This window comes from Aquabacter sp. L1I39, from assembly GCF_017742835.1.
In the GTDB taxonomy this organism is placed as follows: Bacteria; Pseudomonadota; Alphaproteobacteria; order Rhizobiales; family Xanthobacteraceae; genus L1I39.
This window is the reverse complement of sequence record NZ_CP072392.1, coordinates 2,374,079-2,388,474: the sequence shown is the minus strand read 5'-3', so window position 1 is coordinate 2,388,474 and position 14,396 is coordinate 2,374,079. Positions and strand designations below refer to the sequence as shown.

Annotated in this window: 11 protein-coding genes; 5 read left to right on the top strand and 6 right to left on the bottom strand. The window is 67.8% G+C overall.

The window, feature by feature from the left end:
• Positions 1-99: 99 nt before the first annotated feature.
• The 3 genes from J5J86_RS10440 (at position 100) to J5J86_RS10430 (ending at position 4,246) form a co-directional block, all read left to right on the top strand.
• Positions 100-1,476: an MmgE/PrpD family protein gene (locus J5J86_RS10440; protein ID WP_209104829.1), complete on the top strand. Its 1,377-nt coding sequence runs from the start codon at positions 100-102 to the stop codon at positions 1,474-1,476.
• A gap of 168 nt (positions 1,477-1,644) precedes the next feature.
• Positions 1,645-2,646: an MBL fold metallo-hydrolase gene (locus J5J86_RS10435; RefSeq protein WP_209104828.1), complete on the top strand. Its 1,002-nt coding sequence runs from the start codon at positions 1,645-1,647 to the stop codon at positions 2,644-2,646.
• A 61-nt stretch (positions 2,647-2,707) separates the two neighbouring features.
• A complete protein-coding gene (locus J5J86_RS10430; protein ID WP_209104827.1) occupies positions 2,708-4,246 on the top strand; it encodes a fumarate hydratase in 1,539 nt (512 codons plus the stop codon).
• A gap of 5 nt (positions 4,247-4,251) precedes the next feature.
• Here the strand turns inward: J5J86_RS10430 and J5J86_RS10425 are convergent, their stop codons facing one another.
• Positions 4,252-5,466 (bottom strand): ABC transporter substrate-binding protein, encoded by a 1,215-nt coding sequence (locus tag J5J86_RS10425; protein ID WP_209104826.1) that lies wholly within the window; start codon positions 5,464-5,466, stop codon positions 4,252-4,254.
• Positions 5,467-5,738: 272 nt separating this feature from the next.
• Here J5J86_RS10425 and J5J86_RS10420 point away from each other — a divergent pair, with 272 nt between their 5' ends.
• Together J5J86_RS10420 and J5J86_RS10415 are read left to right on the top strand one after the other, a co-directional pair.
• On the top strand, positions 5,739-6,581 hold the full coding sequence (locus tag J5J86_RS10420) for an FAS1-like dehydratase domain-containing protein (RefSeq protein ID WP_209104825.1): 843 nt from the start codon (positions 5,739-5,741) through the stop codon (positions 6,579-6,581).
• Positions 6,582-6,773: 192 nt separating this feature from the next.
• Positions 6,774-7,901 (top strand): zinc-dependent alcohol dehydrogenase family protein, encoded by a 1,128-nt coding sequence (locus J5J86_RS10415; protein ID WP_209104824.1) that lies wholly within the window; start codon positions 6,774-6,776, stop codon positions 7,899-7,901.
• Between the two features lie 88 nt (positions 7,902-7,989).
• On the opposite strand, the gene cydX is transcribed toward J5J86_RS10415, so the two are convergent.
• The 5 genes from cydX to cydD all read right to left on the bottom strand — a co-directional run bounded on the left by cydX (position 7,990) and on the right by cydD (position 14,392).
• The gene (gene cydX, locus J5J86_RS10410; RefSeq protein WP_209104823.1) at positions 7,990-8,106 is read right to left on the bottom strand and encodes a cytochrome bd-I oxidase subunit CydX; all 117 of its coding nucleotides are present in this window, start codon (positions 8,104-8,106) and stop codon (positions 7,990-7,992) included.
• Between the two features lie 65 nt (positions 8,107-8,171).
• Positions 8,172-9,326 carry a cytochrome d ubiquinol oxidase subunit II gene (gene cydB, locus J5J86_RS10405; protein ID WP_209104822.1) on the bottom strand — a complete coding sequence of 385 codons (1,155 nt, stop codon included), beginning with the start codon at positions 9,324-9,326 and terminating at the stop codon, positions 8,172-8,174.
• Positions 9,327-9,332: 6 nt separating this feature from the next.
• A complete protein-coding gene (locus J5J86_RS10400) occupies positions 9,333-10,910 on the bottom strand; it encodes a cytochrome ubiquinol oxidase subunit I (RefSeq protein ID WP_209104821.1) in 1,578 nt (525 codons plus the stop codon).
• Positions 10,911-10,985: 75 nt separating this feature from the next.
• Positions 10,986-12,686, bottom strand: coding sequence for a thiol reductant ABC exporter subunit CydC (gene cydC, locus J5J86_RS10395; protein ID WP_209104820.1), 1,701 nt, complete (start codon positions 12,684-12,686; stop codon positions 10,986-10,988).
• Positions 12,683-14,392: a thiol reductant ABC exporter subunit CydD gene (gene cydD / locus J5J86_RS10390; protein WP_209104819.1), complete on the bottom strand. Its 1,710-nt coding sequence runs from the start codon at positions 14,390-14,392 to the stop codon at positions 12,683-12,685. Before cydD ends, cydC begins: the two co-directional genes overlap by 4 nt.
• Positions 14,393-14,396: the final 4 nt, after the last annotated feature.

Sequence of the window (14,396 nt, the reverse complement as noted above, 5' to 3'; positions counted from 1 at the left end):
GAGGCGGCGCGCTCACTGTTCCCTCCCAAACGGGTGAGCGGTCTGCGCCGCCGGCCCGCGCGATAAGGGCCACAAGACAGGGGCTGATCGGGAGGACCTATGGCCGAAGAAACCCAGACCCTCGCCCGCTTTGTGGCGGATCTTCGCTTCGAGGATATTCCCGCCCCCGTGGTGGCCCGGGCCGAGCGGCTCATCCTCGACTTCTTTGGCAATGTGGCGCGCGGCGGAGCGGAGGCGGATTCCTCCCCCTCCGTGCTCGCCATGGTGGATCGCCTGGGCCTGGGTGGGGCGGGGGAGTGCACCGTCATCGGCCAGGCCCGCACCTATGGCCCGGCGGCGGCGGCGCTTTTGAACGGCACGTTCGGCCATTCGCTGGATTTCGACGACACCCATGCCGCCTCGTCGCTCCATCCGAGCGCCCCGGTGGTGTCGGCCGCGCTGGCGGCGGCGGAAATGGCGGGATCGAGCGGGCGGGACTTCGTGGTGGCGGTGATCGCCGGCTATGAGGTGTGCTGCCGCCTGGGTCTCGCCCTCGATCCCACCGTGCATTATGGGCGCGGCTTCCATCCCACCGCGACCGCCGGCGCTTTTGGGGGCGCGGCGGCGGCCGGCAAGCTGCTGGGCCTCGATGCAGCGGGCATCGCCTGCGCCTTCGGAGTGGCGGGCAGCCAGGCGGCGGGGTCTCTGCAATTCCTGGTCAATGGCGCCTGGAACAAGCGCTATCAGGTGGGCGCCTCGGCCATGAACGGCCTGATCGCCGCAACGCTCGCCGTCGAGGGCTTCAAGGGCGCCAGCGAGGCGGTGGAGGGCAAGCATGGCTTCCTGCACGCTTACACGGACGGTGCAGACCCGGCAAAGGCGGTGGCGGATCTTGGCACCGTATGGGAGACCCTTCTCATCGGCCTGAAGCCTTATCCCTCCTGCCGCTACACCCATGCGGCCCTCGACGGGCTCCTGAAGCTCCGTGACACCCACAAATTCTCCGCCGCCGACGTGGTGAAGGTGCGCGTGGGCCTCCATCCCAACGGCATCACGCTGACCGGTGCGCCACTGGCCGACAAGCGCCGGGCGCGCAACGTGGTGGACGGGCAATTCTCCATGCCCTTCACCGCGGCTGTCGCCATCGACCAGGGCTCGTTCGGCTGGGACGATTATCGGCGGTTGGGGGAGGGGGCGATCGATGCCCTGTGCGACCGGATCGAGGTGGTGGCAGATGCCCGCTTGGAAGGCCGGCCCCATCCCTTCGGCGCCGAGCTGAGCGTGGAAACCACGTCCGGCACCCTCACTGCCAGCATTCCCGACCCCTCCGGAGAGCCGGAGAGCTTCCCCTCCGATGCCGCACTGGCGGGCAAGTTCGCTACGCTGGCCGGCCCCGTGCTGGGCGAGACGGCGAACGTCCTGTGTGGCGCCATCCTGGACGCCGCCCGCCAGCCGAAGGTGGCGGACCTGCTGGCCCTTTCGCGCCCGGCCGCCTGAGCCTTTTCCCTTCCGGCCGCAGGCCCCCCGGCTGCGGTCCGGCCTTTCACCACCGGGGACAAGGCGCCGGAACAGGCGCCACAGGGCGGACGGGGCCGGACCATCGGGCTTTCGCAACCCGCGAAGCACCAGCGGCCGAGCTCCCGGGCAATGTCAGGGAGAAACGAAATGATTGACCCAAGGATGAAGATCAGCCGCCGGCATGCCTTGCTGGGTGGCGCCCTTTCGCTCGGCGCATTGGCGGGCGGGGCGGGCCTGATCACGAGCGCCTCGTCGGCCTTCGCCAAGGCCCCGCTGGTGGGCAAGCCCGCCCCCTATTTCTATCGCTTCAAGTTCGGCGACGGCGAGATCACCGTGGTGTCCGACGGCACGCTGCCGCTGGGCGACCCCCACAGCAACTTCACCGGCCTTAGCGCCGCCGACATGGACAAGCAGCTGAAGGACAATTTCCTCCCCCTCTCCAATGCGGTGCTGGAGCAGAATATCCTGATCCTGAACACCGGCGACAAGCTGATCGTGTTCGACACCGGCATGGGCTCCTCCAAGCTGTTCGGTCCCACCACCGGCAAGCTGATGCAGACCATGAAGGAGGCCGGCATCGACCCCAAGGATGTGGATGCGGTGGTGATGAGCCACGCCCATATCGACCATTGCGGGGGCTGCATGGCCGATGACGGCTCGCGCAACTTCCCCAATGCGCAATTCTATATCTCCCAGGCCGATTACGATTACTGGACCGACGAGAAGACGGTGGGGCCGAACCTGAAGGCCTTCCTCGACCAGGCCCGCAAGAACCTGGTGCCCAACCGGGACCGCATGGTCTTCTTCAAGGACGGCCAGGAATTCCTGCCCGGCATCACCGCCATCTCGGCGCCGGGCCATACGGTCGGCCACACGGTGTTCATGATCAATTCGGGCGGCAAGTCGCTGTGCTATATCGGCGACCTCGCGCATCATCCGGTCCTGCTGCTCCAGGAGCCCTTGACCGAGTTTGTCTACGACACCGATCCCAAGCAATCGGCCCAGTCGCGGGTGAAGATCCTGACCATGCTGGCGGCGAACCGCATCCCGGTGCTGGCCTACCATTTCGCCTGGCCGGGCTTTGGCCATGTGGCGGCGCAGGGCCAGGGCTTCCGATATTATCCCGCGCCCATGGTCATGGAAATGTGAGAGCCGGGGCGGGGGCGGCGCAGTCCGCCCCCCGCCTCTGGCATCTTGAAAGGTGTGTTGAATGAATCCCGCCGTGGTCATCGCAGAGGAGGATGTGGTCGCCTCCGTCGCCGACGCGCTGCAATACATCTCCTATTTCCACCCGGCGGATTTCATCGCCCATCTCTCCAGCGCCTATGAGCGGGAAGCCTCTCCTTCGGCGCGGGATGCCATCGGGCAGATCCTGGTCAATTCCCGCATGGCGGCGCTGGGGCATCGGCCCATCTGCCAGGATACCGGGCTCGTGGTGGCCTTCGTGAAGGTGGGCATGGAGGTGCGCTTCGCCACGAACCGCCCACTTGCCGATCTCATCCATGAGGGCGTGCGCCGGGCCTATCTCGATGAGACCAATCCGCTGCGCGCCTCCATGGTGGAGGACCCCCTCTTTGCCCGCCGCAACACCCGCGACAATGCCCCCGCCGTGGTCCATGTGGAGCTGGTGCCCGGTCGCACGGTGGAAATCACCCTGGCGGCCAAGGGCGGCGGTTCGGAGAACAAGGCGCGCTTCGCCACCCTCAATCCCGGCGCCTCGGTTGTGGACTGGGTGCTGAAGACCGTGCCGGAACTGGGCGCCGGCTGGTGTCCGCCCGGCGTCATCGGCCTCGGCATTGGCGGCTCGGCGGAAAAGGCCATGCTGATCGCCAAGGAGGCCCTGCTGGAGGAGATCGACATGACCGATCTTCTCGCCCGTGGCCCTGCCAACAAGATCGAGGAATTGCGCATCGAGCTGTACGAGAAGATCAACGCGCTGGGCATCGGCGCTCAGGGGCTAGGCGGGCTCACCACCGTGGTGGACGTGAAGATCGCCACCTATCCCACCCATGCGGCCTCCAAGCCCGTGGCGCTCATTCCTCAATGCGCCGCCAACCGCCATGCCACCATCGTGCTGGACGGTTCCGGCCCCGTGCGGCTCGATCCGCCGGACTTGGCGCTCTGGCCGCAAGTGGCCCTCGATGCCGCCACATCCGCCGCCCGGCGGGTGGATTTGGGTCACCTCACCCGCGCCGAGGTGGAAAGCTGGCGGCCGGGCGAGAAATTGCTCCTGAACGGGCGCATGCTCACGGGCCGAGATGCCGCCCACCAGCGCATGGTGACCATGATGGCCCGAGGCGAGGATCTACCCGTGAGCCTGAAGGACCGGGTGATCTATTATGTGGGCCCGGTGGACCCGGTGGGAGACGAGGCGGTCGGCCCCGCCGGTCCCACCACCTCCACCCGGATGGACGCCTATACGGACCAGATCCTCTCCACCGGCCTCCTGGCCATGGTGGGCAAGGCCGAGCGGGGGCCGGTGGCCATCGAGGCCATCGCCCGCCACAAGGCGGCCTATCTCATCGCCATTGGCGGGGCGGCCTATCTGGTCTCGAAAGCCGTGAAGGCGGCGCGGGTGCTGGCCTTCGAGGATCTGGGCATGGAGGCCATCTACGAATTCACGGTGGAGGACATGCCGGTCACGGTGGCGGTGGATAGCGCCGGCCAGTCGGTCCATACGCTGGGACCGGCGCTCTGGCGGGAGAAGATCGCTCGCGGCGAGACGGCGCCGGCGCTTGCCGGCGCCTGACGCCGCTACTTCGCCGCCGCCTTGGTGACCAGCGGGCAATCGCCCTCGTCCAGCGGCCGAAAGGCCTCGTCGCCAGGGATGACGCGGATGAGCTTGAGATAGTCCCAGGGATATTTCTGCTCGGCCGGGGTCTTCACTTGGAGCAAATAGAGGTCGTGCACCATGCGCCCGTCCTCGCGGATGCGGCCGCCATGGGAGAAGAAGTCATCCACGGGGGTGGCCTTCATCTGCGCCACCACGGTCTTCGTGTCCGTGGTGCCAGCCGCCTTCACTGCCTTCAGATAGTGCAGGATGGCCGAATAGGTGCCCGCCTGGCCCATGGTGGGCATGGCCTTGTGGCGCTCATAGAAGCGGTTCGACCAGGCGCGGGTCTCGTCATTCAGGTCCCAATAGAAGCCCTGGGTCAGGATGAGACCCTGGGCGGTGGGCAGGCCGATGGCGTGGATGTCGGTGATGTGCAGATAGAGCCCCGCCAGCTTGATGCCGGACTGCGGGAGGCCGAACTCATTGGCCTGCTTGATGGCATTGACCTGGTCCGCGCCCGAGTTGGCGAAGGCGATGAGCTTGGCGCCGGCGCCTTGGGCCTGGAGCAGGAAGGAAGAGAAGTCGGTGGTGCCTTGCGGATGGCGCACGCTGCCCACCACCTTGCCGCCATTCTTCAGCACGGCCGCCTTGGTGTCCCGCTCCAGCGCGGTGCCGAAGGCATAGTCGGCGGTGATGAAGAACCAGGGGCCGTCCTTTGCGAGCGAGGCGCCGGTGCCGGCGGCCAGCGCATAGGTGTCATAGGTCCAGTGGATGCCGGTGGGGGCGCAGGCCTTGCCGGTGAAATCCGACGAGCCGCCAGTGGAGGCCAGCACCAGCTTGTTCTTGGCGCGGCCGATCTCCTGCACCGCCAGCAGGACGGAAGAGGTGGGAATGTCGGCGATCACCTCCACATTGTCCTGGTCGATCCAGCGCGAAGCGATGGCGGCGCCCACGTCCGGCTTATTCTGGTGGTCTCCGGCCACGATCTCGATGGGACGGCCGAGCACGGTGCCGCCGAAATCCTCCACCGCCATCTTGGCGGCGATGACCGAGCCGGGGCCGGCCATGTCCGCATAGATGCCCGACTGGTCATTGAGCACGCCGATGCGCAAAGGCTTCTGGTCGGCTTGGGCGGGGGAGAGGGGGGCCAGCAGGCTGGCGGCCAGCAGCATGGCGCGGGACAGGAATGTTTGCATGAAAGCGATCTCCGAACGTGATGGAGGGGTATCCTGTAAAATTCCGTATTTCAATCGGGATTGTGGATAAATGCTGTGATTTATATTATTTTACAAGTTATTGTCGTATTAAATGCTGCGGAGGCGCCCCCTCTGTCTGCGCCCCATAACTTTCCCCGACCCCCCGCCATCGCTTTTCCCGGCTTCCGAAGCACGGTCGGAAGCTGTTAGCTCGCATCCCACCCTCGGGGCACAGGACAGTGCCGCCGAACGCTTCCCAGAAGGATCCCGCCATGTCGCAAGGCCTGGACATCGAGACGCTGCGCGGCTGGATCGGCCGCACCGATACCGCGTCCGACGAGGTGACCCCCCAGAAGGCGCGCGAGATGCGCGTGACCCTTGACCAGGATCCGGGCACGCCGCAGGCGGGGGATGCGGCCATCCTCACGGCGCATTGGTGCCTCGCCCAGCCGACCGTCCCCTTGCGCGGCGTCGGTCCGGACGGCCATCCCGCGCGCGGCGGCTTCCTGCCTCCGGTGCCGTTGCCGCGCCGCATGTGGGCGGGCGGCGAACTCCAGTTCCTGGATGCGGTGCGGGTAGGGGATGCGGTGACACGGGCCTCCCGCATCGAGGACGTGGTGGTGAAGGAAGGCCGCACCGGCACCTTGTGCTTCGTCACCGTGGCGCATGAGATTTCCACACCGCGCGGCCTCGCGGTGCGGGAGCGCCAGGACATCGTCTATCGCGGCGTCGATGCGCCCGCGGGGGGGCAGGGCAAGGCCGAGCCGCCCCGTGTGCCCAGCTGGCAGGAGAGCGTCGATGCCGGGCCGGTGATGCTGTTCCGCTACTCAGCCATCACCTTCAACAGCCACCGCATCCATTATGACCGCACCTATTGCCAGGTGGAGGAAGGCTATCCGGGCCTCGTGGTGCACGGACCTTTGCAGGCGACGCTGCTGGTGGAATTCGCCGCCCGCCTCCTCGGCCGTCCGCCGGAGGTGTTCTCCTTCCGCTCGGTGCGTCCCATTTTCGACGGCGCGCCTTTGACCCTCAATGCGGTCGAGGGCACGGACGGGCTTGAGCTATGGACCGCCGATGTGGAGGGCCGCGCCGCCATGCTGGCGCAGGCCCGCTGAAGGGCCGGCGTGGGGGCGTGACACCGCGCCCCTGCGGCCGCCGCGCCCGCTCTCGCGTTTCCCGCTTTCCACCGGACCACGGGCGGGGCAAATAGCGTGAGAGTGAGTCGCGCGGCGCGCGCTGGCGAAGGCCCGGCGCGCATGCGGGACCCCGACCGGCCTCAGGCCGTAAGACCATCAAGGGAGGCACATATGCGTATCCGCGCCGCCGTTCTTCATTCCTCGCCAATTGCCAAGCCCTATGCCGAGACGCGGCCGCTGCGCATCGAGACCATCGAGCTCGACCCGCCGGGGCGCGACGAGGTGCTGGTGAAGATCGCCGCCGCGGGCCTGTGCCATTCCGACCTGTCCGTCATCAATGGCGACCGGCTGCGCCAGAACCCCATGGTGCTCGGCCACGAGGCCTCCGCCGTGGTGGTGGAGACAGGCCCCGGCGTCACGGATCTGGCCCCCGGCGACCATGTGGTGATGAGCTTCCTGCCCACCTGCGGCACCTGCCCCTCCTGCATGGAAGGCCGCGCCCAATTGTGCGGTCCGGGCCAGGCGGCCAATGGCGCCGGCCTTCTCATTTCCGGCGAACGCCGGCTGCATTGCGATGACGGCACCGACGCCTATCACCATTGCGGGGTCTCGGCCTTCGCCGAATATGCGGTCATCTCCCGCCGCTCCATCGTGAAGATCGACCCGGAAGTGCCGCTGGTGGATGCCGCCCTGTTCGGCTGCGCGGTCATGACCGGGGTGGGCACGGTGGTGAACACCTGCCAGGTAAAGCCCGGCCAGAGCGTGGCCGTGATCGGGCTTGGCGGCGTCGGCCTGTCCTCGGTGCTGGGCGCCATCGCGGCGGGGGCGGACCAGGTGGTGGCCATCGACCTCTCCCAGGCCAAGCTCGATCTGGCCCGTGAGCTGGGCGCCACCGACACCTTCCTCGCCTCCGATCCGGACATCGTGGACAAGGTGAAGGAAGCCACCAAGGGCGGCGTCGACCACGCCATCGAGATGGCTGGCTCCGCCCCCGCCTTTGAGCTCGCTTACAAGATCACCCGGCGCGGCGGCACCACAGCGACGGCGGGCCTTGCCAACCCCAATGCCCGCATCTCCCTCCCGCCAGTGCATCTGGTGGGCGAGGAGCGCACCATCAAGGGCAGCTATATGGGCAGCTGCGTGCCGCCCCGGGACATTCCCCGCTACATCGCCCTCTATAAGCGCGGCCGCCTGCCGGTGCACAAGCTGCTCTCCGGCACCGGCCCGCTGGAGGAGATCAACGCCGCCCTCGACAAGCTGGACCGGGGCGAGGTGGTGCGCCACGTCATCACGTTCTGACCGCTCCGCACGGGCAGGTATGAAACGAAACGGCCGGGGCTTTGCCCCGGCCGTTTGCATTTGGAATGTAAAGGCGTGCAGGGGCGCGTCAGCGCTGCGCCTGCCGGCGCTTGTCATCCTCTTCGCGCAGCTCGTACCACATGGCATTGAGCACCGCGAACGCGCCCGCCAGCGGCAGGCCGAGCATCCAGGCGAAGTACCACATTGAAGTCTCTCCGTGATCGGTGCACCCCGCGCCGTCGGGCGCGGGGCAGGTTTGGCGTGCGCGCTTCAGTAAGCGTGGCCGTTCTTGTCGGAGACCATGGCGGCATCCACCTTGCCCCACATCACCTTATAGACCCACGAGGTGTAGGCCAGGATGAGCGGCAGGAAGATCGCAGTGACCACCAGCATGATGAACAGCGTCATGTGGCTGGAGGAGGTGTCCCACACCGTCAGGCTGGACTTCGGATCGATGGACGACGGCAGGATGAAGGGGAACATGGACACGCCCACCGTCGAGATGATGCCGAAGATGCCGATGGCCGAGGCAAGGAAGGACAGGCCGTCCTTGCGCGCCTGGAGCAGCACCAGCGTCAGCAGCGAGCCAAGGCCCCCCAGGGCCGGGGCGAGCCATAGGATCGGATAGGCCCGGTAATTGGCGAACCAGGCACCGGTTTCCATCACCACCGTCTTGGACAGCGGATTGGAGGGGCCGATGGGATTGATCGCCGAGGTGATCTTGTAGCCCTCCACGAACCAATGCAGGGCAAGGCCGCCCAGCGCGAACAGGACGATGGTGAGGATGGCGCCCACCGAGCCGACCGCGCGGGCCCGGTCGGCGATGGGGCCGTCGGTCTTGAACACCAGCCAGGTGGCGCCGTGGGTGACCAGCATGGCCACCGACAGCAGGCCGCACAGCAGCGCATAGGGGTTCAGCAGCCCAAAGAAGGTGCCAAGATAGGTGCTGTGCAGGTCCGCATCGAACTGGAACGGCACGCCCTGGAGCACGTTGCCCACCGCGACGCCGAAGATCAGCGCGGGCACCGCCCCGCCAACGAACAGCGCCCAGTCCCAGCGGGTGCGCCAGGCCTCGTCCTCGCGCTTGCTGCGATACTTGAAGCCCACGGGCCGCAGGATCAGCGCCGCCAGGATGGCGAACATGGCGAGGTAGAAGCCCGAGAAGGACACCGCATAAAGCGCCGGCCAGGCGGCGAAGATGGCGCCGCCGCCCAGGATCAGCCACACTTGGTTGCCTTCCCAGACCGGCCCGATGGTGTTGATGACCACGCGCCGCTCCACGTCGGTCTTGGCGACGAAGGGCAGCAGGGATGCCACCCCCAGGTCGAAGCCGTCCATGATGGCAAAGCCGATGAGCAGCACGCCCAGCAGCACCCACCAGATCAGGCGCAGGACGTCGTAGCTTATGAGATCATGCAGGACCATTTCGGGTCACTCCGCAGGCGCGAGAACGGGAGGGGTGAGGAGGCCGGCTTCCGGCTGGGGATCCGGCTGCGGCCCCTTCTGGATGGCCCGCACCATGAGGGTCATCTCGATGATGAACAGGACGGTGTAGATCAGCGCGAAGCCGCAGATGGTCAGGAGCACCGTCGTGGCCCCGAGCCGCGACACCGCCGAGGCGGTGGGCAGCACGCCCTCGATGATCCAGGGCTGGCGGCCGAACTCGGCCACGAACCAGCCGGACTCCGCCGCGATCCAGGGCAGCGGGATGGACACAACCGCCAGCTTCAGCAGCAGCGGGAAGCGCGTGAGCTGCCGCCGCGCCGAGAGGAAGAAGAAGACCGAAAAGAAGAGGATGAAGTAGAAGCCAAGTCCCACCATCACCCGGAAGATCCAGAACAGGGGCGCCACTTCCGGCACTGTGTCCCAGGCCGCCTTTTCGATCTGCTCCGGCGTCGCCGTGCGGGGATCGTCCACGTACTTCTTGAGCAGGAGCGCGTAGCCAAGCACGTCGCTATTGTCCTCGAAGGTCTTTTTCAGGTCCGCCGGAACCGGCTGGTTGCCCAGCGCGCGGATCTTCTGGAGGGCGTCATAGGCCACCACGCCGCGGACGATATGCCCCTTGGCGCGGTCCGCCAGCTCGGTGATGCCCATGACAGGCGTGTCGAGCGAGCGGGTGTCGATGAGGCCACCGACCCAGGGGATCTCCACCGCATAATAGTTGGTGCGGGCCTTCTGGTCGGGGAAGCCGACCACGACGAACGGGGCGGGCGCGGGCTCGGTGTGCCAGGTGCCTTCCATGGCCGCGAGCTTCATCTTCTGGTGCTCGGTGGTCAGGTAGCCGCTCTCGTCGCCCAGCACCACTACGGAGAGGGCGGCGGCGAGGCCGAAGGAGGCGGCCACCGTCATGGAGCGCTTGGCGATCTCCATGTGCCGGCCCTTCAGCATGTACCAGGCGGAGACGCCGAGCACGAACATGGAGGCCACCACATAGCCGGCGGAAACCGTGTGCACGAACTTGGCCTGCGCCACCGGGTTGAACAGCACGTCATAGAAGCTCGCCACTTCCATGCGCATGGTCTGCGGGTTGAAGGCCGCGCCCACCGGGTTCTGCATCCAGCCATTGGCGATGAGGATCCAGAGGGCCGAAAGGTTGGAGCCGAGCGCCACGCACCAGGTGGCGGCCAGATGCCCCACCTTGGACATGCGGTCCCAGCCGAAGAAGAACAGGCCGACAAAGGTCGCTTCCAGGAAGAAGGCCATCAGGCCCTCAATGGCCAGCGGCGCGCCGAAGATGTCGCCCACATAGTGGCTGTAATAGCTCCAGTTCATGCCGAACTGGAATTCCATCACGATGCCGGTGGCCACACCCAGCACGAAGTTGATGCCGAACAGCGTGCCCCAGAACTTGGTCATCTGCCGCCAGATCACGCGGCCGGTCATGACATAGACCGTCTCCATGATGGCGAGCAGGATGGAAAGTCCGAGCGTCAAGGGAACGAACAGGAAGTGATAGAGCGCCGTCATTGCAAATTGCAGGCGCGATAGGTCGACGACATTCAGTTCCATGGTCCTCGCCGGCCTACAGCCGGCCCTCCTCTCGTCTTAATGCGCCCGGACGGGGCGTGTCTTTCGAGGGCGTCCTCAGTCCGGCCGCAAGCCGTTGAGTGCCGAGGCAAAGCCAGGCCCTCCCCGACGCAGCCGGGCCGTGATCCGCCCGTTCTCCATGATGATGATCTGGTCGGCGAGTTCGGCCTCGCGTCTGATGTGGGTGGCGATCACCAGTGAGCGGCCGCCAGCCTGCTCCCTCAAACGGGTCAGAACGTCCGCCGCAGTGGCGCCGTCCAGGCCCTCGGTCGGCTCGTCCAGCAGCCACAGCGGGGTATCCCGCAGCAGCAGCCGGGCGAGCGCCAGCCGGCGGGCTTGGCCGCCGGAAAGTCCCATCCCGCCTTCGCCCAGACGGGTCTCAAGGCCGAGCCGCAGTTTAGAAACGTCCGATGCAAGTCCCGTTACGTCAAGTGCATTTAACAGGCTCGGATCGTCCTTTTCCGGCGCGGCCAGACGCAGATTGGCGGCGATGGTGTCCTCGAACAGCTCGGTGCGCTGGGTGAGCAAGGTGGCGGGCTCGGCCTGGAGCAGCCCGGCGCTGGGCACGATCTCTCCGGCGATCAGCGCCAGCAGCGTGGACTTGCCGGCGCCGCTCGGCCCGACGATGGCAATGCGCTCGCCATGGGCAAGGGTCAGGCAGATGTCGGACAGCACATCCCGCGCCGCGCCGGGATGGCGGAAGGCGAGCCCGTTCGCCTGCACGGCAATCCCGGCGGGAGGGATGGCCGGGCGAGGGAGGGGCGCGTCGGGCACAAGGCGGGGTGCGATGCGGCGGGCGGCCAGCAAGGTGCGCCCCAGCTCCACGGCACCCCGACGCAGGGCACCGAAGGGCTCCAGCGCGCCGAGCGCCACCAGCAGCGCCATGGCCATGAGAGGGGCATCCATGCGCCCGGCCTGAGCCAGCCAGAACGTGGCCACCAGCATGCCGGCCATGAGCACGGCGGAAAGGGCGCCATAGCCCGCCGCCACCCGCGCATCGATGCGGTTGAGCGCCTCGTCGGCCTGGGCCAGCCGATGATCCGCATGGATCACCGCCGCGCACTGGTCGGCGAGGCGGCCGGCCATGGCCAGCTCGGTCTGTCCGGCGGTCAGGTCCACCGTGCGGGCGCGCAGCGCTTCCACCGCATAGGCGCGGCGGCGGGCGGCGGGGCGGGAGGCGTGGGCGGCGATGGCGAACAGGCCGAAACCGCCCAGGAGCATCACCGCCGCGAAGGCGAGGCCCAGCCACGGCGACAGCAGGCCGAGCACCAGTCCCGCCACCAGAGCCACCGCGCAGGCGGCCGCCGCGGGCACAAGGACCCGCAGATAAAGGGAATCCAGGGCGTCGATGTCGGCGGTCAGCCGGAACAGGAGCTTGGCGGGGCGGGCCAGCAATTGGCGGGCGGCACCCGGCCCGGCCCAACCTCGGAACAGGCGCTCCCGCAGGTCCGCCAGCACGGCGAGCGTGGCGTCATGGGTGACGAGCCGCTCACCATAGCGGGCGGCAGTGCGGGCCAGCGCCAGAAAGCGGATGGCGGCGGCCGGGGCGAATACGTCGAAGGCGAGCGCTGTGGCGGCGGAAAGCCCTGCAATGGCGGTGGCGGTGATGAACCAGCCGGAGACACCCAGCAAGGCGACCCCCGCCAGGATGGTCACGGCGGCCAGAGTCATGCCGGCCAGAATGCGCCCGCGATGCTGGCGGAAGAACAAGGCGAGCACCGGCTGGAGGGGCGCGGCGAAGGAGCGGGCGCGGTTCATGCGCGGCATTCCCGCATCTGCGACCGGCCGGCCTGCGGCTCACCGGCCAGATGGACGATACGGTCCATGCGGGCGGCAAGGTCGGGATCGTGGGTGGCGACGATGAGCGTGCGGCCCTTGGCGAGCGCCAGAAGGCCCTCCGTCACCTGGGCCGCAGTGGTGGCGTCCAGGTGCGCGGTGGGCTCGTCGGCCAGGATCAGGTCCGCATGGGGAGCGGCCGCCGCGCGGGCAAGCGCAAGGCGCAACGCCTCGCCGCCGGAAAGGCCTGCGGCACTCTCGCCGATCCGGGCGCCGGAGAGCCCGCCATGGGTCCGCGCGAGCGTGTCGAGCGCGGCGAATTGCATCGCAGCCCGTGCCGCCTCCTCGCTCAGTCCGGTGCGTCCCATGGTGATGTTGGCCTTCAGAGAACCGGCGAAGAAATGCGGGCGCTGGCCGATCCAGGATATGCGCGAGCGCAAAAGTGTCGCAGTTTCTTCCGATAGCGGGATACCACCTATGCGCACAGTGCCGACATCCGGTGGGGCAAGTGCGGCAATCAGCGACAGGAGCGTGGACTTGCCCGACCCGCTCGGACCCATGATTGCCACCCGCTCGCCCGGGGCCACTGCAAGTTGGAATTGATCCAGGACGGCGCTTTCCGAGCCATGCGCGAAACGCAGGTCTTCGACGACCACTTCAGGCGCGCCCGTGGCATTGGCGAACGGGGCGGGGCGCATCAGCGCGCCGGGCAGGGGCAGGCGGGGCGCATCCACCTCGCCGAGCGCCGCCTCGGCGGCCTGACCGGCGGCTCGGTCGTGCCAGACGGCTGAAAGCTCACGCAGCGGATCGAAGAATGCGGGGGCGAGCATCAGCACGAACAGGCCCTCGCCCAGGCTCAGCTGCCCGCCCCAGGCTCCAAATTCCAGCGTGCCCAGGAGGTGGAACCCCACATAGACCGCGACCATGGCCACACCCAGTGCCGAGAAGAGCTCCAGCACCGCCGAGGAGAGAAAGGCGATGCGCAGCACCGCCATGGTGCGGGTGCGCAGATCCTGTGCGCTGTCCCGGAGCCGCAGGGCTGTGGCGTCCACCGCGCCCAGCGTGCGGATGGTCGCAAGGCCCCGCAGGCGGTCCAGCAGGAAGGCGTTCATGCCGCCCATTTCCTGCAATTGCGCTTCGCTCGCCGCCTTGGCGCGCCAGCCCACTAGGGCCATGAAAACCGGAATGAGGGGTGCCGCCACCAGCAGCACCAGAGCTGCGAGCCAGGACACCGCCGCCACCGCCGCGAGCAGAACAAGCGGCACGAAAGTGGCCTTCATGCGCGCGGGTAGGAAACGGGAGCGATAAGGCAGTATGGCTTCCGCCTGCTCGGCCATGAGGCTCGCGGCCCGGCCCGAGACGATGCGGCCCCCGGCCAGCGGCGAGGTGGCGGCGAGCGCCTCCACCGCATGCCGGCGCAAGGCGCTGACCTGCGCGCGGGCGGCGCGGAAGGCAAGGCGGGTGCCGGCCGCATCGAGGCTCGCCCGCACCAGCCCGAGGATGAGCACGCCCAGCGCCACGGGAAGAATGGACGCGTCGAAGGCGCCGCGCGCGGCACGGTCCACCGCGTGGGCGATGAGAGCGGCCTGGGGAATCCAGACCAGTGCCGCGCCCACCTGCAGCAGGGCGCCCGCCTTCAGGGTGCGGGCTTCTGCGGTGGATGGCGGGCGGGCGGGGTGGGCGGACACGGAA